We start from the raw sequence: 20430 nt of genomic DNA on the forward strand, positions 1-20430 counted from the left end.
TGGAGCCCTGCCGTGGACATCACCCGGTCCTCACCCGCGCCCGTGCGCGTGGTGGCAGTCCCGCCCGAACCCGAACCCGCCGACCTCACCGCGCCGCCCGAACCCACCGCCGTAGAGCCGCTTCAGCCTCATCCGACCGCGACTGCCACCGCGTCCGCGAGCGCGAGCGTCGGCGTGACCGTGGCCGCGACCGCCACCGACGTACGGGGGCGTCGCCGCCGCAACCGCCCCCGCGACCTCCTCGCCCTCCTGCGCCCCGGCCAGTGGGTGAAGAACCTGGCCGTCGTCCCGCTGGCCCTGCTCGACACCTCCTGGGGGACCGAGGCCTTCCTGCGCACCGGCTGGGCCGTCCTCGGCTTCACCCTCGCCTCCGCGCTCGTCTACGTCGTCAACGACCTCGCCGACCGGGAGCGGGACCGGCTGCACCCGGACAAACGCCACCGCCCGATCGCCTCCGGCCGGGTGTCCACCGCCGCCGCCGGGGCGCTGACCTGCGTCCTCGCCCTGTCGCTGACCGGCTGGGCGGTGGCCGGGCCCGCCTGGCTGTGGTGGCCCACCGCCCTCTACCTGGCGCTGAGCCTCGCCTACTCCCAGGGGCTCAAACACATACCGCTGGTGGACGCGTTCATCGTGGCGACCGGCTTCGTGCTGCGGCTCGTCCAGGGGTCGCTGCTCATCGGCGCCCGGATGTCCGAGTGGCTGGCGCTGTGCGTCTTCTCGTTCTGCCTGATGCTGGCGCTCGGCAAACGCCGGCACGAGATGACGGCGGCGGGCCGCGCCCACCGCCCCGCCCTGCGCGGCTACACGCTCGCCTTCCTCGACCATCTCGTCGTCCTGGTCGCCGTGCTGACGGCCGTCAGTTACGTGCTCTACCTGCGCGACGACGCGGCCCTCGCCGCCGGGGCCTCCCTCGTCACCCTGCTCTCCGCCCCCTGCGCCGTCTTCGGCCTCGCCCGCTACCTCCAGCTCCTCCTCGTCGAGGAGGGCGGCGGCAACCCCGTCCACGTCCTCTTCCGGGACCGCGCCACGCTCGTCAACGCGGCGCTGTGGGCGGTGCTCGTCGCCCTCGCCCTCCTCCTCCCGCAAGCGTCCGCATGACCCACCGACCGCCCGAAGGCGCCGCCCCATGAACCGGAAGCAACCCCTCGTCTCCGTCGTCATCCCCAACTACAACTACGGCCGCGCACTGGAGCTCTGCCTGCGCGCCGCGCTCGCCCAGACCTACGAACCGCTGGAGGTGCTGCTGATCGACGACTGCTCCACCGACGACTCGGTCGCCGTCGCCGAGGCCTGCGGCGTCCGGGTGATCAGCACCGGCGTCAACAGCGGAGTGGCCACCACCCGCAACACCGGCGCGGCCCATGCCCGGGGCGAGATCATCGTGTTCGTCGACTCCGACGTGGCGATGGAACCGGACGCCGTCGCAGGCGCCGTCGCCCTGCTCGACTCCGACCCCCGCATCGGCGCGGTCTGCGGCACCTACGACGCCGAACCCCTCATCCGGGACAGCCTGATCGAGGAGTACCGCTGCCTCCACCAGTTCTACTGGCTCGCCGAGACCGAGGGCCGCATCGGCACCCTGCACACCGCGATCTGCGCCATGCCCGCCCGGGTCTTCGCCGAGATCGGCCCCTTCAACCCCCGGCTGCGGCACACCGAGGACGGCGACTACGCCGCCCGGATCTGCCGGAGCTACGAGGTCCACAGCTCCACCACCGTGCGCGGCCGGCACGACCACGACGACACCTGGCGCGTGGTGCTGCGCAAGGTCTTCCACCGCACCCGGCTGCACATCCCGCTGTACGTCCGCCGCGGCGACCTCCCCGGCGGCATCGCCACCGGGCCGCGCGCCGGGGCCAGCGTCGCGGCCCTGCTCGCCCTGCTGACCCTGCCGCTCGGCCTGATCGCCCTGCCCTGGCTGCTCGCCCCCGCCGGCCTGCTGGCGTTCACCCTGCTCGCCGACACCGCCCTCCACCGCTTCGTCCTGCGCCGCCGGGGCCCCCTGTTCGCCGCCTACTTCGCCTTCACGCACACCGTGGTCAACGCGGTCATCGCGGCGGGCGCGGGCGTCGGCGTCCTCCAGTGGCTGACCTCCCGCCGCTTCCGCCGGCTGTACGAGCCGGGGGAGCACCTCGCGCCGGTGCGGGCCGCCACATGACCGGGACCCTCGCGGCGGGCGCCGTGGCGGACCCGGCCACGCCGGCCGAGCGGGAAGGGCCGTCCCGCCGCTGGCCCGGCCGGCTGCTGCTCACCGTCGCCGTCCTGTGGGCCCTGTTCGTCGCCGCCCGCGCCCTCCTCAGCGGCCGGTGGTGGGCGTGGAACGGCCTCGGCCTCGCCCCGCCCGTCCTCCATCTGCTGTTCCCGCTCGCCCTGCTGATCCCGGCCGCCCTGATCCGGCACGGCAGGCGGGCGGCGGTGGGCGTCGTCCTGCTCTCGCTGCTGCTCGGCTCCTGGCAGACCGGGCTGCACCCCGGGGCCCTCCTGCGCGGGCAGCCCACCGTGCCCGCCGGAGCGCTGAAGGTGGTCAGCTGGAACACCTTCTTCTGGGACCAGGACAGCGACACCGACGCCTTCTACGCCTACCTGAAGTCCCGCTCCGCCGACGTCTACCTCCTCCAGGAGTACCAGAACGCCCGGGGCGACGAACCCGCGCCGATCGACGACCTGGCCAGGATCCGCAAGGAGTTCCCCGGCTTCCACATCGCCACCGAGGGCGAGTTCCTCACGCTGTCCCGCTTCCCGATCACCTCGGCGCGGGCCCTGCGCCCCGACGGGCTCGCCCCGCCCGACACCTCCTGGGCCGACTACTGGAACGTCCGTGTCCTGCGCACCGACATCGACGTCGACGGCGAGACCCTGTCCCTCTACAACACCCACCTGCCCGATCTGCTGAACGTCGACCGCAACCCGCTGACCCCCGCCTACCACCGCTCCGTACGACAACTCTCCGAGCGCCGCGACCGCCACTTCGAGGCGCTGCGCGAGGACCTCGACGCCAACGGCCACCCGGTGGTCCTCGCCGGGGACCTCAACGTGCTGCCCGGCACCGGGGACCTGCGGTGGTTCGACGGGCTGCGGGACGCCGCCGACGCGGGGGACGAGGTCTACCCGGCGACCTTCCCGGTGAGCGGCCCGGCGCTCTGGCGGCTCGACTGGGCGTTCGTCTCGCCCCGGATCGACCTGCACCGGCAGTCCGTCCAGGACCCGCCCGCCGCGCTCTCCACCCACCGGCTGATCGATCTCCGCCTCTCCCTGCCCGCCCCCGGGGCGCCCGCCCCGGCCACCGAGAAGGACCGGTCATGACCCGGCGCTCCGCGCGCTCGCCCCGCTTCGACGCGACGATCGTGCTCACCTACTACCTCCCGTACACCAGCGGCCTCACCGAAGTGGCCCGCACGGTCGCCGAGGGGCTGGCCGCGCGGGGCCGCCGCGTGGCCGTCGTCGCCTGCCGGCACGATCCGGACCGTCCCGCACGGGAGACCGTGAACGGGGTCGAGGTGTTCCGCGCCCCGGTCGCCGCCAGGATCGGACGCGGGGTGCTCAGTCCCGGGTTCGCCCCTCTCGCCGGGCGGATCGCCCGTGCCTCACGGGCCGTCAACCTCCATCTGCCGATGCTGGAGGCGGGGCTCGTCGCCCGCCTCGCCGGGGACACCCCGGTGGTCGCCACGCACCACGACGACGTCTGGCTCGCCGGGGGCGCGCTCGCCCCGCTCCAGGTGAAGGCCGTCGACGCCTCGGTGGCCGGGGCGCTGCGCCGCTCGGCCGCGGTGGTCGTCAACAACGTGGACCACGCGGAGCATTCGCGCCACTGGCCCCTGATGCGCGGACGCCGGCTGCTGGCCATCGCCCCGCCCTGCCGTGAACGCGAGCCCGCCCCGGCCGCCTTCCGCGAGACGGCGGGCCCGCACTTCGGCTTCCTCGGCCGGATCGCCCCCGAGAAGGGGCTGCACCACCTCGTCGACGCGTTCCGGACGATCCCCGACCCCGAGGCCCGGCTGCTGATCGCCGGCGACTACTCCAAGGTCGCGGGCGGCAGCGTCGTCGGCGCCCTGCGCGCCCGGGCCGGCGACGACACCCGTATCCGGTTCACCGGCTTCCTCGCCGACGACCGGGTGGCCGCCTTCTACGCCTCGCTGGACGCCTTCGCCCTGCCGTCCGTCGCCGAGGAGTCCTTCGGCATCTCCCAGGCCGAGGCGATGATGCTCGGCGTCCCCTCCGTCGCGAGCGACGCGCCGGGCATGCGCGTGCCGGTCTCGGAGACCGGTTTCGGCCGTCTCTTCCCGCCCGGCGACGCCCGCGCCCTGGCCGGGGCCCTCCTGGAGGTGGCCGCCTACGCCCCGGAACGCCGCGCAGAGGGAGGCCGGGAGGCCCGCGCCCGGTACGGGACGGACAGCTGCCTGGACGCCTACGACGCGCTGTTCCAGGAGGCCGGGGCCGTACAGGGAGCTCCCGCGTGAGAACGGCCGGAGCCCTGGCGGCGGACGGCGGGGCCAACGCCGCCTGGCCGGGCGGCGGATGGGTGCTCTGGGCCGCCGGGGCCTGGGCGGTCTTCCTGGCCGCGCACCTCGTCCTCAACGGCCGCTGGTGGTTCTGGCTGCTGCCCTCGCTGCTCCCGCCGCCCGTGTTCGTCGCCCTGCCCGCCCTGCTCCTGCCGCTCTCCTGGGCGGCGGGGGACCTCCCGGCCGCCGTCGTGGCGGGCGCGGCCCTGCTGCTCGGGGCCCGGCAGTCCGGCCTCGTGCCCGGCGCGCTCGTACGGCGCGGGCGCCGCCCGCCACCGCCGCCGGAGGGGGCGGTGCGCGTGGTGTCCTGGAACACCCAGCACTGGTGCCAGTCCACCGAACCGGAGCCCTTCTACGCCTTTCTGCGCGGGCTCGACGCCGATGTCTACCTCCTCCAGGAGTACCACCACGACGAGTTCGACGGCACGTACCGCCTGATCGACGACGAGCGGCGGCTGCGCGAGACCTTCCCCGGCCACCGGGCCGTCATCGCCCGCGGTCTGATCACGCTGTCCCGGCTGCCGGTCGCCGCGACCGTCGAGACGGCCGCCCGCCGGACCCTGCGGGTGGATCTGGAGATGCCGGGCGACGGTCGGATTCTCGCCACCTTCAACGTCCACATCCCGGTACAGCTCCGACTGATCAGCCCGTTGCGCGCAGACTTCTACCGCGCGGTCCGCACCCGGGCCGCCGACCGGGCACGGGAGTACCGGGGCCTGGCCGGGGACGTCGCGGGCTGCCCCCATCCGGCCCTGATCGCCGGGGACTTCAACACCACCGCCGCGATCGGGGACGCCCGCCGCATCGCCCGGCTGGGCTCCGACGCGGTCGCCCTCTCCGGACGCCTCTGCCCCACCTCGTGGCAGGTCCGTCCGGGCCTGCGCTGGTGGCGGCTGGACTGGGTGCTCACCACCCCGGGCGCCCGGGTCCACCGCTACCGCTTCCGCGATCCGCGCGGACTGTCCGACCACAGCGTCCAGGAGGTGTCCGTGTCGCTCGCCGAACCGGACCACCGGCCGCCGGCCGGCCTCCGCGTCCATCACCACGACGAAGGAACTCACCATGCGTTACCGCTACCTGGGAAAGACCGGCCTGCGGGTCAGTGAACTCTGCCTCGGCGCCATGACGTTCGGCCGCGAGGCCGACGAGACCACCAGCCACGCCCTGCTGGACCGCTTCACCGAGGCGGGCGGCACCTTCGTGGACACCGCCGACATCTACTCCGCCGGAGCCTCCGAGGAGATCCTCGGCCGCTGGCTGAAGAGACAGCGCCGCGACGACGTGGTGATCGCCACCAAGGTGCGGTACGGCACGGGGGAGGGCCCCAACGACCGCGGCCTGGGCCGCAATCACCTGATCGCCGGGGTCGAGTCGAGTCTGCGCCGGCTGGGCACCGACCACATCGACCTCTACCAGGTGCACGCCTGGGACCCGGGCACCCCGCTGGAGGAGACCCTCGCCACCCTGGACGCGCTGGTCACCTCCGGGAAGGTGCGCTACATCGGGGCCAGCAACTTCTCCGGCTGGCAGCTCCAGAAGGCGATCGACCTGAGCCGGGGACACGGCTGGGAGCCCTTCACGGCCCTCCAGCCGCTCTACAACCTGCTGGACCGGTCCGCCGAGTGGGAGCTGATGGAGGTCAGCCGCAACGAGGGCCTGGGCGTCATCCCGTGGAGCCCGCTGCGCGGCGGCTGGCTGAGCGGCGCGATCCGGCGCGGTGCGGAGCGGCCGCCGACGGGCACCCGGGTGGAGACCGCCGAGCGGCTCGGCTGGGGCGAGTCGTGGAGCGCGTACGAGGGGGACGAGCGCACCTGGCGGGTGCTGGACGCCCTGCACGAGACCGCCGGACGCACGGGCCTCGCGGTGCCGGTGCTGGCCCTCGCCTGGCTGCTCGGCCGGCCCGGGGTCACCGCCCCCATCGTGGGCGCCCGCACCCTGGAGCAGCTGGAGACCAACCTGGGCGCGGCGGACCTGGACCTCGACCCGGCCGACGCCGCCCTGCTGACCGCGGCGAGCGACCGGACGCTCCCGTACCCGTACAGCGTCATCGAGACCGACCCCGAACTGCGCTGACGCGCCCCGCGTGGCCGAAAACGGGCGGTGGCCCGGGGAGTTCGTCCCCGGGCCACCGCCCTGTGCGTACCGCGCCGTGCCGTGGTGGTGATCAGTCCGTCGGCCGCTTCAGGCGGGCCACGAACTTGTACCGGTCGCCCCGGTACACCGATCGCACCCACTCCACCGGTTCGCCCTGGCCGTCCACCGAATGGCGGGACAGCATGAGCATCGGCAGCCCCACGTCGGTGCCCAGCAGCCCCGCCTCGCGCGGGGTGGCGAGCGAGGTCTCGATGGTCTCCTCCGCCTCGGCGAGGCGGACGTCGTACACCTCGGCGAGCGCGGTGTAGAGCGAGGTGTACTTCACCAGCGAACGGCGCAGCGCCGGGAAGCGTTTGGCCGAAAGGTGTGTGGTCTCGATGGCCATCGGCTCCCCGCTGGCGAGCCGCAGCCGCTCGATGCGCAGCACCCGGCCGCCCGTCGAGATCTCCAGCAGACCGGCGAGCGTGTCGTCCGCCGTCACATAGCCGATGTCCAGCAGCTGGGACGTCGGCTCCAGCCCCTGGGCACGCATGTCCTCGGTGTACGAGGTGAGCTGGAGGGCCTGGGACACCTTCGGCTTGGCCACGAAGGTGCCCTTGCCCTGGATGCGTTCCAGCCGGCCCTCGACGACCAGTTCCTGGAGCGCCTGGCGCACGGTGGTGCGCGAGGTGTCGAATTCGGCCGCCAGGGTGCGTTCGGGCGGCACCGGGGTGCCGGGCGGCAGGGTGTCCGTCATGTCGAGGAGATGCCGCTTGAGCCGGTAGTACTTCGGTACGCGCGCTGTGCGCGTACCGGCACCCGTCTCGCTCCCCGTACTGCCCCCGTCGGCGCCCATGGCCCGCCTTCCCGACTGCTGCGTTGCTGCCGTCACCGGCTCCTCCGTCTGTCGCGGCTCACATGGTGGCACGGTCCGGTCACGGGTCGTCGCCCTCCCTTAGGTGTCGGTCCTATAACGGACGCGAGTGCACTTCTTATACACCCTTGACACCCCTAAAGGTCTAGGCCAAGCTCCCGGTACTGGTCTAAACCATTAAAGACCAGGTCCAGCCCCAGCAGAACTCGTCGAATGTCTTCGCGGTGGGTGGGGTTGCAGCATCCCTGAGGAGGGTTTGACGTGAAGCGCAAGCTCATCGCGGCTATCGGTGTCGCGGGCATGTTGGTTTCGGTCGCGGCGTGCGGATCGGACGACAAGAAGTCGTCGGCGGACCCGAAGGACCGTAAGGAAACCCTGACCGTCTGGCTCATGGGCGAGGCCCAGTCCACCTGGCCGGAGCTGGTCAAGGACGTCAACGCCGAGTTCAACAAGAAGTACCCGGGCGTCAAGGTCAAGGTTCAGTACCAGCAGTGGGCCGACAAGGTCAAGAAGCTGGACACCTCCCTCGGTGGCGACAAATTCCCGGACGTCGTGGAACTCGGCAATACCGAGACCATGCAGTACATCCTCAATGGTGCGCTCGGAGAAATCGACCCCAAGAAGTACGAGAACTCGGACACCTGGATCAAGGGTCTGAAGGACACGTGCACCTTCGAGGGCAAGACGTACTGCGTTCCTTACTACGCCAGCGCCCGTCTGGCCGTGTACAACAAGGACATGCTGAAGGCCGGCACCGGCAGCGACGTCCTCCCGCAGACCGAGACCGAGTTCCTCGCCGCGATGGACAAGGTCTCCGCCGAGCTGGGCAAGAAGGACAAGCGCGCCTCCTCCCTCTACTTCCCGGGCCGCTACTGGTACGCCGCGATGTCCTACGTCGCCGCCTACGGTGGCCAGATAGCCACGTACGACGAGGGCAGCAAGGAGTGGAAGGCCGCTCTGTCCACCCCGGAGGCCCAGAAGGGCATCCAGCACTTCGTCGACCTGGTCAAGAAGTACAACAAGGCCGACGTGACGAAGGACGAGCAGGACCACGCCAACGTCATGGCCAACGAGAAGGCCGCGGTCATCTACGGCCAGGCCTGGGAGGCCGGCAGCGTCACCACGGGCGAGAACGGCAACCCGAAGCTCGAGGGCAAGATCGCCACGGCCGGTATGCCCGGCCCCGAGGGCAAGGCCCTCCCGTCCTTCATCGGCGGCTCCGACCTCGCCACGATCTCCAAGTCCAAGGTCCAGGACCTCGGTGAGGAGTGGATCTCCCTCTTCACCAACGCGAAGTCCATGGAGGTCCTCGCGTCGAAGAACGTCCTCCCCAGCAACGAGAAGCAGCTTGAGCCGCTGAAGAGCAAGCCGGAGACCGCCGCTGTCGCCAACGCGGTGCCGGACGCCTGGTTCACGCCGATCGCGCCGGGCTGGGCCTCCGTGGAGAAGGAGGAGATCCTCCAGAACATGCTCCTGGAGATCGTCAAGGGCGCCTCCGTCGCCGACGCCACCAAGAAGGCCGACGAGAAGATCAACGCGCTGATCAACAAGGAATCCTGACCTTCCGATCGCCAGGCGGGGGCCCGGCGCCAGCGCCGGGCCCCCGTTCCTTTCCCGCAAGTGAACGCCGTGAATTCCGGGGTCCGCCCCGGACCCGCGATGGAAGGTCAGCCACGTGTCTGCCGCTGATACCAAGGCCGCCGGGCCGCCGGTCCCCGTACCACCCGACCCGCAGGTGACCGGGAAGTCGTCCTCCCACGACGACGCGCCCCGGGTACAGAAGAGGAAGCGGAAGAAGGGGGAGCTGCTCCCCTACCTCCTGATCCTCCCGGCGATCGTGGCGATCGCCGCCGTCTACCTCTACCCGCTCGGCAAGACGGTCGTCATGTCCTTCCAGGACATGGGCCGCCGTGAGCTGTGGTCCGGAGAGCCGGCCCCCTGGGTCGGCTTCGAGCAGTTCACCAACATCCTCGGAGACTCCGAGTTCTGGTGGGTCACCTTCCGTACCGTCGTCTTCATGGTCATCTGCGTCACGCTGACCATGGGGATCGGGCTGCTGGTCGCCCTCCTGATGCGCAAGCTCTCCACCTGGGTCCGGCTGGTGCTCACCGCCTGCCTCATCGCCGCGTGGTCGATGCCGCTGATGGTCGCCGCCTCGATCTTCCGGTTCATGGCCGACTCCGACTACGGCCTGATCAACACCCTGATCGCCAAGGTCGTCGGCGAGGACTGGCTCGGACACAACTGGTACCTCAACCCCATCCAGGGCTTCGGCATCATCACCCTGCTGGTCGTCTGGGGCGCCATCCCGTTCGTCGTCGTCACCCTGTACGCCGCCCTCACCCAGGTCCCCAAGGAGCTGGAGGAGGCCGCCGCCCTCGACGGGGCCAGCGCCTACGGCATCTACAAGTTCGTCACCTGGCCGGTCATCAAGCCGGTCTTCACCATGGTCGCCACTCTCTCGGTGATCTGGGACTTCAACGTCTTCGGCCAGATCTGGCTGCTGCGTGGCAACAAGCCCGAGCCGGAGTACGAGACCCTCGGCCTCTACTCCTACTCCAAGGCGTTCGAGTCCACCTCCTTCAGCCAGGGCACCGCGATCGCCCTGATCACGGTGCTGCTGCTGTCCGGCGTGGCCGTGTACTACCTGCGCCAGCTCATGAAGACGGGAGAGGTCGAATGAGCAGCTCGACCCAGATGACACAGGCGCTGCGGCCCGACCGCAAGAAGAGCCGGCTCCACCTCGACCTCATCGGCCTCGGCATCGCCCTGGTCATGGTCTTCCCGGTCTACTGGCTGGTCATCAGCGCCCTGCGGCCCAACCGGGAGATCCGCAGCTACGACCAGACGCTCTGGCCCACGTCGATCACCTTCGACAACTTCGTCCGGGCCACCGAGCAGCCGAACTTCGTCACCGCCATCCAGTCCAGCCTGATCGTCGCGGTCACCGCGGTGGTCGGCGGCATGATCATCGCGACCCTGGCGGCGCTGGCCATCGGCCGGTTCCGGTTCTTCGGCCGCAAGGCCCTGGTCCTGATCATGATCCTGGTCCAGATGCTGCCGCCGACGGCGATGCTCATCCCCATCTACGCCCAGCTCAACGCCATGGGCGGGATCGACGAGTACTGGGGCCTGATCGTCGTCTACCTGGTCTCCACGCTGCCCTTCGCCACCATCATGATCCGCGGCTTCGTCGTGAACATCCCGGTGGAGCTGGAGGAGTCCGCGATGGTGGACGGCTGCACCCGCTTCCAGGCCTTCCGCCGGGTGATCTTCCCGCTGCTCGCCCCCGGGCTCGCCGCCGCTTCGATCTTCGCCCTGGTGAACGCGTGGAACGAGTACCTCTTCGCGTACATCCTGATCAACGACAACTCCAAGTACACGCTGAACGTATGGCTGATGACGTTCACGACCGAGCGCGGAACGGACTACGGAGCCCTCATGGCGGCGTCGACCATGATCGCCATCCCCGTCGTCGTGTTCTTCATGATCATCCAGAAGAAGATGGCCGCAGGCCTCACTTCCGGCGCTGTGAAGGGATAGTGCGGGCCCATGACCACCCTCGTTTCCACCACGGACACCGTGACGCGCGACGCGCTCGCCGTGCTCCAGCCCGGGTTCACCGGCACCACCGCACCGGACTGGCTGCTGCGCCGAGTCGGTGAGGGCCTGGCCTCCGTCGGGCTGTTCGGCCGCAACATCACCTCGCCCGAACAGCTCACCGCCCTCACCGAGCGGCTGCGCTCCGAGCGGGAGGACGTCCTCGTCGCCATCGACGAGGAGGGCGGCGACGTGACCCGCCTGGAGGTCACGCACGGCTCCTCCTTCCCCGGCAACTTCGCCCTCGGTACGGTGGACGACGTCCACCTCACCCGGGCCGTCGCCCAGGAGCTCGGCCGCCGGCTCGCCGAGTGCGGCGTCAACCTCAACTGGGCGCCGTCCGCCGACGTCAACTCCAACCCGGGCAACCCGGTCATCGGTGTGCGCTCCTTCGGCGCCGACACCCGCCTGGCCGCCCGGCACACCGCCGCGTACATCGAGGGGCTCCAGGCCGCCGGCGTCGCCGCCTGCACCAAGCACTTCCCCGGGCACGGCGACACCGCGGTCGACTCCCACCTGGCGATGCCCCGCATCGATGTGGACCTCGACACCCTGCACGCCCGTGAGCTGGTGCCCTTCCGGGCGGCCATCGCCGCGGGTTCCAAATCGGTGATGAGCGCGCATATCCTGCTTCCCGCACTCGACCCGGACCGTCCGGCGACCCTGAGCCCGCAGATCCTCACCGGTCTGCTGCGCCAGGAGCTGGGCTACGACGGCCTGATCGTCACCGACGCGGTGGAGATGGACGCCATCGCCGGTACGTACGGCATCGAGCGCGGGTCCGTCCTCGCCCTCGCGGCGGGCGCCGACGCCATCTGTGTGGGCGGCGGCCTGGCCGACGAGGAGACGGTGCTGCGGCTGCGCGACGCCCTCGTCGCGGCCGTGCGCGCCGGGGAACTGACCGAGGAGCGGCTCGCCGACGCGGCCGCCCGTGTACGAGCCCTGGCGTCCTGGACGCAGAGGGTCCGGGGGGACATCCGGGAGTCGGGCGCGGCAGTGCAGGAGGGGACCGCGCCCGGCACCGGAGTCAGCTCCGACATCGGTCTGACCGCCGCCCGCCGCGCGGTCCGCGTGACCGGCTCCGGCGACCGGCTGACCGGGGCGGCGTACGTCGCCTCGTTCAGCGCGGTGGCGAACATCGCGGTCGGCGACGAGACCCCGTGGGGCATCGCCGCCGAGCTGGACAGGATCCTGCCCGGCACCGGCACGGACACCTACACCGACCAGGCGGCCGCCCCGGCGGACGCGATCCTGGCGGCGGCGGGGGAGCGGCGCATCGTCGCCGTCGTCCGCGACGAGCACCGGCACGCCTGGATGGGCGCCGCGCTCGACGCGCTGCTGGCGGCCCGCCCGGACACGATCGTGGTCGAGATGGGCCTGCCCCAGTCGGACCCGCGGGGCTCGCTGCACATAGCGACCCACGGCGCGGCCCGCGTCTGCGGCCTGGCGGCGGCGGAAGCGATCACGGGCACGAAGGCCTGACGCACTCCTGCCGAGCCCGTCCGGCGATCGAGGACAAGACCTCACGCCGGACGGGCGGCAACGAACACGCACGGCGAAGGGCCGGGACACCGCAAGGCGTCCCGGCCCTCAGCCGTGCGAGGGGGCGGGCCCTACAGCCCCTGCCACCCCGGCTTCGCCGCATATGTGGCCCGGAAGTAGTCCGCCAGCTTCAGCTTCGACGCCGCCGCCTCGTCCACGACCACCGTGGCGTGCGGATGCAGCTGGAGCGCCGAGGCCGGCACGATCGAGGCGACGGGCCCCTCCACCGTCTGCGCGACGGCCTCCGCCTTGCCCTCACCGGTGGCCAGCAGGATCGGGTGGCGGGAGTCCAGGATCGTCCCGATGCCCTGCGTGATCACGTGGTGCGGCACCTGCTCGATGTCGTCGTCGAAGAAGCGCGCGTTGTCGATCCGGGTCTGCTGCGTCAGCGTCTTGATCCGGGTACGGGAGGCGAGCGAGGAGCACGGCTCGTTGAAGCCGATGTGCCCGTCCGTGCCGATGCCCAGGAGCTGGAGGTCGACCCCGCCGGCCTCGGCCAGCGCCCGGTCGTACGCCTCGCAGGCCGCCTGGACGTCCTCCGCCGACCCGTCGGGGCCCATGAAGGACGCCTCGGAGAGCCCGAGCGGCTCGATGACCTCGCGCAGCACCACGGAGCGGTACGACTCCGGGTGGCCCGCGGGCAGCCCGACGTACTCGTCGAGCTGGCAGATCCGGGCGCGCGACGCGTCGACCGCACCGGAGGCGACCTTCGCCGCGAGCGCGCGGTAGATGGGCAGCGGGGTCGAGCCGGTGGCAACGCCGAGCAGGGCGTCGGGCTTGCGGCCGATCAGCGCGGCGATGGCCTCCGCGATCAGTTCGCCGCCTGCCGTGGCGTCCGGGACGATGACAACTTCCACGCTGTGCCTGCCGATCTGACTAGGGGAGGGTGTGGTATAGACCAATCAAGTTCCCAATTTAGCAGAATCGAGCAGCCGTACGGTGAACGGTCCGCCCACCGGCGCGCACGCCCCGGCCCGCTGGCGGCGCACGGCATTGCCTGGTCGACTGGTCCGCAACGGCGCGGATCGTCGTACCCGCACGCGCCGTCCCGTACGCCGACAGCGCAGGAGGCCCCCACATGTCCGCCACCCCTCCGGCCGACCCGGGCGGTCAGGGCGACGAGCCCGGCCGCATCATGTCCGGCGAGATGGCCGAGCAGCCCGCGATGCTGCGCCGCATCCTCGAACAGGGCGCGCCCCGCATCCGTGAGGTCGCCGCCGAGATCGCCGCCCGGAAGCCCCGGTTCGTGCTGCTCACCGCCCGGGGTACGTCGGACAACGCGGCGCTGTACGCCAAGTACCTGCTGGAGATCCGGCTCGGACTGCCCTGCGGACTGGCCTCGATGTCCACCACGACGGCCTACGGCGCCCGGCCGGACCTGCGGGACGTCCTGGTGGTCACCGTCAGCCAGTCGGGCGGCTCGCCGGACCTGGTGGCCTCCACGCGGGCCGCCCGGGAGGCCGGGGCCGTCACCCTCGCCGTCACCAACAACCCGGACTCCGCGCTGGCGGCGGTCTCCGAGTACCACATCGACATCCTGGCGGGCCCGGAGAAGGCGCTTCCCGCCACCAAGACGTACACCGCCTCCCTCCTCTCCCTCTACCTCTTCGTGGAGGGGCTGGGCGGCAACGACGGCACGACGGCCGCCGCGGGCCTGCCCGACCTCGCGGGCGCGATCCTCGGCCGCCGGGCCGAGGTCAAGGCGCTGGCCTCGCGCTACCGCTTCGCCGAGCGCATGGTGATCACGTCCCGCGGCTACGGCTATCCGACGGCCAAGGAAGCGGCCCTGAAGCTGATGGAGACCAGCTACATCCCCGCCCTCTCCTACTCCGGCGCGGATCTGCTGCACGGGCCGCTGGCGATGGTCGACAACATCTCCCCGGTGATCGCCGTGGTCACCGACGGCCGGGGCGGCGAGGCCCTCCAGCCGGTGCTGGACCGGCTGCGCGGACGCGGCGCGGACCTCTTCGTGGTCGGCCCCAAAGCCCAGGTGGAGGCGGCCTCGGCCGGTTTCTCGCTGCCCACGGCGGGCGTCCCGGAGGAGTTGCAGCCGATCCTGGAGATCCTGCCGCTGCAGCTGCTGGCGTACGAGGTGACGATCGCCCGGGGTCAGGACCCGGACGCGCCCCGCGCCCTGGCCAAGGTCACCGAGACCCGCTGAGTCCCGGGGCCGGACGGCCCCGGGAACACCCGCGGGCCGCGGCGCCGGGATGGGACCCTCAGCCCATCCGGCACCGCAGCCCGGAGCTACCTGGCCGGCGGTGTGCGGTGCCTCCGGCCACTGGAGGCACCGGCGCAGTCAGGGCAGAGAGTGCCGGAGCCTCGGTCCGCTCTCCTGTGCGGGGAGAGCGGAGGTCGTGATGAATATTGTGGACTAGACCAATTGCCCGTGTCCATCCATGTGCACGACATTCTCGGGCGGGTCCGCGTTCTCGGGCGGGGTCCGCGCCCGCCCGTCGTCGTACCCATGGCACGGCCCACCACGCCGATCGGTTCGAACGCCTCCGGTAACCCCAGGTACGCTCCACCCGTGCCCTCCATGAACGACCTCGTCCGCCAGCACACCGCTCTGAGCGACACCGACCTCGAGTGGCTCCATCTGCTGGTCTCGGAGTGGCAACTGCTCTCCGACCTCTCCTTCGCCGACCTCGTGCTGTGGGTCCCCACCCGCGACGGCACGCGGTACGTCTCCGTCGCCCAGATGCGCCCCAACACCGGGCCCACCTCCTACCAGGACGACATGGTCGGCCACCTGGTGCCGCGTGGCCGCCGCCCGCTGCTGGACGCGGCCCTGGACGAGGGCCGGATCGTGCGCGAGGGCGATCCGGAGTGGCGCGAGGAGGTGCCCGTACGGGTCGAGTCCATCCCCGTACGCCGTGAGGGCCGGGTGCTCGGCGTCATCGCGCGCAACACCAACCTGCTCACCGTGCGCACCCCCTCCCGGCTGGAGCTCACCTACCTCCAGTCCGCCTCCGACCTGGCGCAGATGATCGCCGCCGGGTCGTTCCCCTTCCCCGGCCAGCAGGTCGACATGGACGCCTCCCCGCGCGTGGGTGACGGCCTGATCCGCCTCGACGCCGACGGAATCGTCCAGTACGCCAGCCCCAACGGCCTCTCCGCCTACCACCGCCTCGGCCTCGCCTCCGACCTGGTCGGCCACCACCTCGGCACCACCACCGCCGAACTGGCCCCGTCCCGGGGGCCGGTGGACGAGGCTCTGGTCAAGGTGGCCAGCGGTTACGCGCCCCGCGAGTTCGAGGTCGAGTGCGCGGGCGGGGTGATCCAGCTGCGGGCCATCCCGCTCAAGCCCAAGGGCGTCCGCATCGGCTCGCTGGTCCTGCTCCGGGACGTCACCGAACTGCGCCGCCGCGAACGCGAGTTGATCACCAAGGACGCGACCATCCGGGAGATCCACCACCGGGTGAAGAACAACCTCCAGACAGTGGCGGCCCTGTTGCGCCTCCAGGCCCGCCGGATGGACTCCGAGCAGGGCCGCGAGGCGCTCAACGAGGCGGTACGGCGCGTCGGTTCGATCGCCATCGTCCATGAGACGCTGTCCCAGAATCTGGACGAGCGGGTCGAGTTCGACGAGATCGCCGACCGGGTCATCGCGATGGTCTCGGAGATCTCCCCGGGCAAGGTGACCTGTCGGCGCACCGGACGCTTCGGCATCCTCGACGCCGAGGTCGCCACCCCCCTCTCCATGGTGCTGACCGAGGTTCTGCAGAACGCCCTGGAGCACGCCTTCGCCGTGGCCGACCACGGGACGGTGGAGGTGTCCGCCGTGCGGGGCGGACCGCCCACCGGGCGGCGGCTGCTGATCACCGTCACCGACGACGGGCGCGGGCTGCCCGAGGGGTTCGACCCGAAGCGGGCCGGCAACCTCGGGCTCCAGATCGTACGGACGCTGGTCGAGGGCGAGTTGGGCGGGACGTTCGGCATGGTCCCGGCGCCCGAACGCGGCACCCAGGTGGTGCTGGACCTCCCGGTCAGCGGCGAGAAGTAGAACAGCGCGAGCACACAGCAGAGCGGGCCCGGACCGTGGTGACGGTCCGGGCCCGCTCCGTGGTGCTCACGATGCGATGCGCTTCGGGGTACTGCGCGCTGCGACTCGAAGGCGGGGCTGTGCGTACGCTCTGTACGCGCCGCCGGGCTGAGGCTTGGTGCGGTTCTCGCTCAGGCGCTTGCGTTGCGCGCCCGGTTGCGAGCGGCACGGCGCTTCATCGCGCGGCGCTCGTCCTCGCTGAGGCCACCCCAGACGCCGGAGTCCTGGCCGGACTCGAGCGCCCACTGCAGGCACTGCTCCATGACGGGGCAGCGGCGGCAGACAGCCTTGGCTTCCTCGATCTGCAGCAGCGCAGGACCGGTGTTGCCGATGGGGAAGAACAGCTCGGGGTCTTCCTCACGACAAACGGCGTTGTGACGCCAGTCCATGGCTGCTACCTCTCCTTGGTATTACACGCTGTTGCTTGTGAATGTGAACGCTTTCACGAATCCCCCCGCAGATGACGGGCCGACCCCCAGAAGGACTGGGTGTGGTCTGTGATGGTGAGGAGGGGTTCTGGCTCTCAGTGGAGGCCGGTGTTGCGGGCCGTCTCGATCGCCATGTAGAGATTCGCAAACCTCGGCGGCGGATACAACCCCTTCTGGAAAGTTTTTTTTGATTCCTCGGTGTCGACTAGGTCACAGGCGCACTTCTTAGGGGTGGGACCCAGTCCAAACGTTCGAGTTAAAGGACTTTAGGCCCTTCCACTCACACAATCACACGCAGTGCACGGCGTACGCCTGTGAACGTCACGCTCGTACGCAGTCCCAGGTGGTCGCCGTCCATCTGGAAGGGCAGCGGGACCTTTGAATGCAAGGTGAAGTCCGTGAGGTCGTGCTGTGAAACGGCGTGCTTGCCGCGCGGCCCCTTCTCGGGGCTCGAAGTGAGCAGCTGGGTGCCGTAGCGGGCCACCGCCGGGGTCGACAGACGCTTCAGTCCGAGGACGTCCAGCGCAGTGTCGAAAGAGGCCTTGGGGGAGGCGTAGACCGGACGATTGCCCAGGTAGGTCCAGGGCGCGGTGTTGCAGACTATGGAGAGCGCGAGGTCGGTCACCGGGTCCTGGCCGGGCACGTCGAGCGTGATCGTCCCGTGTCTGCGGTGGGCCTCGTTCAGGAACTGCCGCACCACCTGGCGCACATACAGGGCGTGCGTCGAACGCTTCCCGCTCTCGCGCTTCTGTTCGACCCTGCCGACGACTCCGGCGTCGAATCCGAGACCGGCGCAGAAAGTGAACCAGCGTTCGGGAACGGACTCGTCCTCGGTTCCGGGGGTGCCGGCCGCCAGGCCGAGCCCGACCGTGCGTTCGGTCCGGTTCTCCAGGGCGTCCAGGATCGCGCCGGTCGCCTCCACCGCGTCGTTCGGCAGCCCCAGGGCGCGCGCGAAGACATTGGTGGACCCGCCGGGGACCACGGCGAGCTTCGGGAGGCCGTCCACGTCCGGGCCCCGGTGCAGCAGCCCGTTCACCACCTCGTTGACCGTGCCGTCGCCGCCGAGGGCGACCACCAGGTCGATGTCGTCGCTGTCCGCGGCCCGCCGTCCCAGGTCCCGTGCGTGCCCCCGGTACTCGGTGGTCACCGCCTCCAGCTTCATCTCGCTGGCCAGCGCGTGGATGAGCACGTCACGGGTGCGGGCACTGGTGGTGGTAGCAGCTGGGTTGACCACGAGGAGTGCGCGCATGACGGCCAGCCTACCTACCGGGCGGTTCGGGGCTGTAGTCCCGGTTCGTTGCGCTCCGGACCGGTGACGGAACGTGACCGGCCTCCCCGGCCGTGCGCCCGAACGGGGGAGGCCCCTCCGTACCCCGGCTTCACTTCCGGGCCCCGGGGATGCCAACCTGAAAGGCGTGAGCACTCAAGAGACCCCCTCCACACCGTCACCCTCCGCGGCGGAGCGCCCGACCAGGATCACCGTCCTCGCCGGGGTCAACGCCCTCGAAGGCCTGGCGCTCGCCGTCGGCGGGGTCTACATGGTGGTCATGGGGGTGCTCGGGAGGCTGGAGAGCACGCAGCAGGCGGAGACGGTCGGGATCACGCTGGTCGCGCTCGGCGCGATCCCGCTGATCGCCGCCCGTGGGCTGCTGCTGCTGCGCAGCTGGAGCCGGGGGCCCGCGCTGATCACCCAGATCATGGCGCTGCCGGTGGCCTGGACGCTGCTGCGCTCGCAGGGCGCGCTGATCCCCACCGGGATCGTCCTGGCCGTGGTCGCCGTCACCGGCCTCGTGCTCGTCCTCAAGCCGGCGACCACCCAGGACCTGGGCATCCGCCGGGGAGCGAGGGCGACCCCCGAGGCCTGAGCGCGCCGGGTGACCTCGGCCCGAGGTCACCCGACAGCCTCCGGGCCGGCGGCCCGTCCTTCCCGTCTACTCCTCGACGAGCAGGCGCTCGCGCAGCTGCGCGAGCGTGCGGGCGAGCAGCCGTGAGACGTGCATCTGCGAGATGCCGACCTCCTGGGCGATCTGCGACTGGGTCATGTTCCCGAAGAAGCGCAGCAGCAGGATGCGCTTCTCGCGCGGCGGGAGGTCCTCCAGGAGCGGCTTGAGCGACTCCCGGTACTCCACGCCCTCCAGCGCCTCGTCCTCCGAGCCCAGCGTGTCCGCCACCGCCGGTGACTCGTCGTCCGTGTCCGGCACGTCCAGCGAGAGCGTGCTGTACGCGTTGGCCGACTCCAGGCCCTCCAGCACCTCCTCCTCGGAGATGCCCAGCCGCTCGGCCAGCTCGTGCACCGTCGGCGAGCGGCCGTGCTGCTGGGAGAGCTCGGCGGTGGCCGTGGTCAGCGACAGCCGCAGCTCCTGGAGGCGGCGCGGCACCCGCACCGCCCAGCCCTTGTCCCGGAAGTGGCGTTTGATCTCGCCGACCACGGTGGGGGTGGCGTACGTCGAGAACTCCACGCCCCGGTCCGGGTCGAACCGGTCCACGGACTTGATCAGCCCGATCGTGGCGACCTGGGTCAGGTCGTCCAGCGGCTCCCCGCGGTTACGGAAGCGGCGGGCCAGGTGCTCCACCAGCGGCAGGTGCATCCGCACCAGCCTGTTGCGCAGCTCGGCCTTCTCCGCCGAACCGTCGGGCAGCTCCCGCAGCTCGAAGAACAGGGCCCGGGCCCCGCTGCGGTCGTGTGGATCGTGGTGCCCGTGCTCGCTCATCTGGCCCGCCCGCTCTGCCTGCGACTGCTGCTCCACCGCGACGTCGAGGCTCTCGGCCCCGTCCGCTCCGTCCACCGGATGCGGCCGGGCCGGCTGCTCCGGGATGCCTGCTGGGCGCGCCACCCCGGATCGGATCGTCTCGTCCCGCACAGGACCGTCCCCGTTCCCGTCGCTCACGCCGGCCCGGGGCCCGCGCCGCGCTGTTTGTAGAGGCTGATGCTGACCGTACGGTCGTCGGCGACCGTGGAGTCGACCTTTCCGGCCAGTGCGGAGAGCACCGTCCAGGCGAAGGTGTCGCGCTCGGGCGCCCGGCCGTCCGTGGTGGGCGCCGACACCGTCACTTCGAGGGAGTCGTCGACGAGACGGAAGACGCAGCTGAGGACGGAGCCCGGCACGGCCTGCTGGAGCAGGATCGCGCAGGCCTCGTCGACCGCGATACGGAGATCCTCGATCTCGTCGAGAGTGAAGTCCAAACGCGCTGCGAGACCGGCCGTGGCCGTTCGCAGCACCGACAGGTAGGCACCCGCAGCGGGCAGTCGGACTTCTACGAAGTCCTGATTCCCGGGCTCGCCTGCGATCTGGGACACCCTCACCTCCAAGGTGGCACAAACTCTTTCGAGGTTCCGGGAAGGGTGGCCCGGAGCCATACGGTCCGTCG

General features: G+C 71.2%; 19 protein-coding genes. 13 read left to right on the forward strand and 6 right to left on the reverse strand.

The features are described from left to right. The first annotated feature begins 12 nt into the window (after positions 1-12). Genes PSQ21_RS25065 through PSQ21_RS25090 form a run of 6 tightly spaced genes read left to right on the forward strand, consistent with a single transcriptional unit; the run spans position 13 to position 6572 of the window. Positions 13-1098: a UbiA prenyltransferase family protein gene (locus PSQ21_RS25065; protein WP_274033174.1), complete on the forward strand. Its 1086-nt coding sequence runs from the start codon at positions 13-15 to the stop codon at positions 1096-1098. A gap of 28 nt (positions 1099-1126) precedes the next feature. Continuing rightward, positions 1127-2158, forward strand: coding sequence for a glycosyltransferase family 2 protein (locus PSQ21_RS25070; protein ID WP_274033176.1), 1032 nt, complete (start codon positions 1127-1129; stop codon positions 2156-2158). After that, positions 2155-3303 (forward strand): endonuclease/exonuclease/phosphatase family protein, encoded by a 1149-nt coding sequence (locus PSQ21_RS25075; protein WP_274033177.1) that lies wholly within the window; start codon positions 2155-2157, stop codon positions 3301-3303. The genes PSQ21_RS25070 and PSQ21_RS25075 overlap by 4 nt, the downstream gene beginning before the upstream one ends. Beyond that, positions 3300-4457: a glycosyltransferase family 4 protein gene (locus PSQ21_RS25080; RefSeq protein WP_274033179.1), complete on the forward strand. Its 1158-nt coding sequence runs from the start codon at positions 3300-3302 to the stop codon at positions 4455-4457. The genes PSQ21_RS25075 and PSQ21_RS25080 overlap by 4 nt, the downstream gene beginning before the upstream one ends. Further along, on the forward strand, positions 4454-5605 hold the full coding sequence (locus PSQ21_RS25085; protein WP_274033181.1) for an endonuclease/exonuclease/phosphatase family protein: 1152 nt from the start codon (positions 4454-4456) through the stop codon (positions 5603-5605). The genes PSQ21_RS25080 and PSQ21_RS25085 overlap by 4 nt, the downstream gene beginning before the upstream one ends. Beyond that, positions 5562-6572: an aldo/keto reductase gene (locus PSQ21_RS25090; RefSeq protein WP_274033182.1), complete on the forward strand. Its 1011-nt coding sequence runs from the start codon at positions 5562-5564 to the stop codon at positions 6570-6572. Before PSQ21_RS25085 ends, PSQ21_RS25090 begins: the two co-directional genes overlap by 44 nt. A gap of 91 nt (positions 6573-6663) precedes the next feature. On the opposite strand, the gene PSQ21_RS25095 is transcribed toward PSQ21_RS25090, so the two are convergent. After that, positions 6664-7428, reverse strand: coding sequence for a GntR family transcriptional regulator (locus PSQ21_RS25095; protein WP_097866079.1), 765 nt, complete (start codon positions 7426-7428; stop codon positions 6664-6666). A gap of 279 nt (positions 7429-7707) precedes the next feature. Here PSQ21_RS25095 and PSQ21_RS25100 point away from each other — a divergent pair, with 279 nt between their 5' ends. The 4 genes from PSQ21_RS25100 to PSQ21_RS25115 all read left to right on the forward strand — a co-directional run bounded on the left by PSQ21_RS25100 (position 7708) and on the right by PSQ21_RS25115 (position 12528). Then, positions 7708-9006, forward strand: coding sequence for a sugar ABC transporter substrate-binding protein (locus PSQ21_RS25100; RefSeq protein WP_274033183.1), 1299 nt, complete (start codon positions 7708-7710; stop codon positions 9004-9006). 115 nt (positions 9007-9121) lie between these two features. Beyond that, complete coding sequence (locus PSQ21_RS25105; protein WP_274033185.1) at positions 9122-10129, forward strand: carbohydrate ABC transporter permease; 1008 nt, start codon at positions 9122-9124, stop codon at positions 10127-10129. Then, on the forward strand, positions 10126-10989 hold the full coding sequence (locus tag PSQ21_RS25110) for a carbohydrate ABC transporter permease (RefSeq protein ID WP_274033186.1): 864 nt from the start codon (positions 10126-10128) through the stop codon (positions 10987-10989). The genes PSQ21_RS25105 and PSQ21_RS25110 overlap by 4 nt, the downstream gene beginning before the upstream one ends. Positions 10990-10998: 9 nt before the next feature. Then, positions 10999-12528: a glycoside hydrolase family 3 protein gene (locus PSQ21_RS25115; RefSeq protein ID WP_274033187.1), complete on the forward strand. Its 1530-nt coding sequence runs from the start codon at positions 10999-11001 to the stop codon at positions 12526-12528. 131 nt (positions 12529-12659) lie between these two features. Here PSQ21_RS25115 and nagB read toward each other — a convergent pair whose 3' ends face one another. After that, a complete protein-coding gene (gene nagB, locus PSQ21_RS25120) occupies positions 12660-13445 on the reverse strand; it encodes a glucosamine-6-phosphate deaminase (RefSeq protein ID WP_274033189.1) in 786 nt (261 codons plus the stop codon). 221 nt (positions 13446-13666) lie between these two features. Here nagB and PSQ21_RS25125 point away from each other — a divergent pair, with 221 nt between their 5' ends. Both PSQ21_RS25125 and PSQ21_RS25130 read left to right on the forward strand, forming a co-directional pair. After that, positions 13667-14749, forward strand: coding sequence for an SIS domain-containing protein (locus tag PSQ21_RS25125; RefSeq protein ID WP_097866073.1), 1083 nt, complete (start codon positions 13667-13669; stop codon positions 14747-14749). 378 nt (positions 14750-15127) lie between these two features. Continuing rightward, positions 15128-16594, forward strand: a complete 1467-nt coding sequence (locus PSQ21_RS25130) for a sensor histidine kinase (RefSeq protein WP_274035927.1) — start codon at positions 15128-15130, stop codon at positions 16592-16594. Between the two features lie 170 nt (positions 16595-16764). Here PSQ21_RS25130 and PSQ21_RS25135 read toward each other — a convergent pair whose 3' ends face one another. Beyond that, positions 16765-17022: a WhiB family transcriptional regulator gene (locus tag PSQ21_RS25135; RefSeq protein ID WP_003953983.1), complete on the reverse strand. Its 258-nt coding sequence runs from the start codon at positions 17020-17022 to the stop codon at positions 16765-16767. Between the two features lie 319 nt (positions 17023-17341). Beyond that, the gene (locus PSQ21_RS25140) at positions 17342-18310 is read right to left on the reverse strand and encodes a diacylglycerol/lipid kinase family protein (RefSeq protein ID WP_274033205.1); all 969 of its coding nucleotides are present in this window, start codon (positions 18308-18310) and stop codon (positions 17342-17344) included. A gap of 166 nt (positions 18311-18476) precedes the next feature. On the opposite strand from PSQ21_RS25140, the gene PSQ21_RS25145 reads away from it, so the two are divergent. Next, positions 18477-18926: a hypothetical protein gene (locus tag PSQ21_RS25145; RefSeq protein WP_274033207.1), complete on the forward strand. Its 450-nt coding sequence runs from the start codon at positions 18477-18479 to the stop codon at positions 18924-18926. A 66-nt stretch (positions 18927-18992) separates the two neighbouring features. Here PSQ21_RS25145 and PSQ21_RS25150 read toward each other — a convergent pair whose 3' ends face one another. Beyond that, positions 18993-19949, reverse strand: a complete 957-nt coding sequence (locus PSQ21_RS25150) for an RNA polymerase sigma factor SigF (protein WP_397992456.1) — start codon at positions 19947-19949, stop codon at positions 18993-18995. Continuing rightward, on the reverse strand, positions 19946-20359 hold the full coding sequence (locus PSQ21_RS25155; RefSeq protein WP_003966375.1) for an anti-sigma regulatory factor: 414 nt from the start codon (positions 20357-20359) through the stop codon (positions 19946-19948). The genes PSQ21_RS25150 and PSQ21_RS25155 overlap by 4 nt, the downstream gene beginning before the upstream one ends. Positions 20360-20430 lie beyond the last annotated feature (71 nt).

The organism is Streptomyces sp. MMBL 11-1, from assembly GCF_028622875.1.
Classification (GTDB): domain Bacteria; phylum Actinomycetota; class Actinomycetes; order Streptomycetales; family Streptomycetaceae; genus Streptomyces.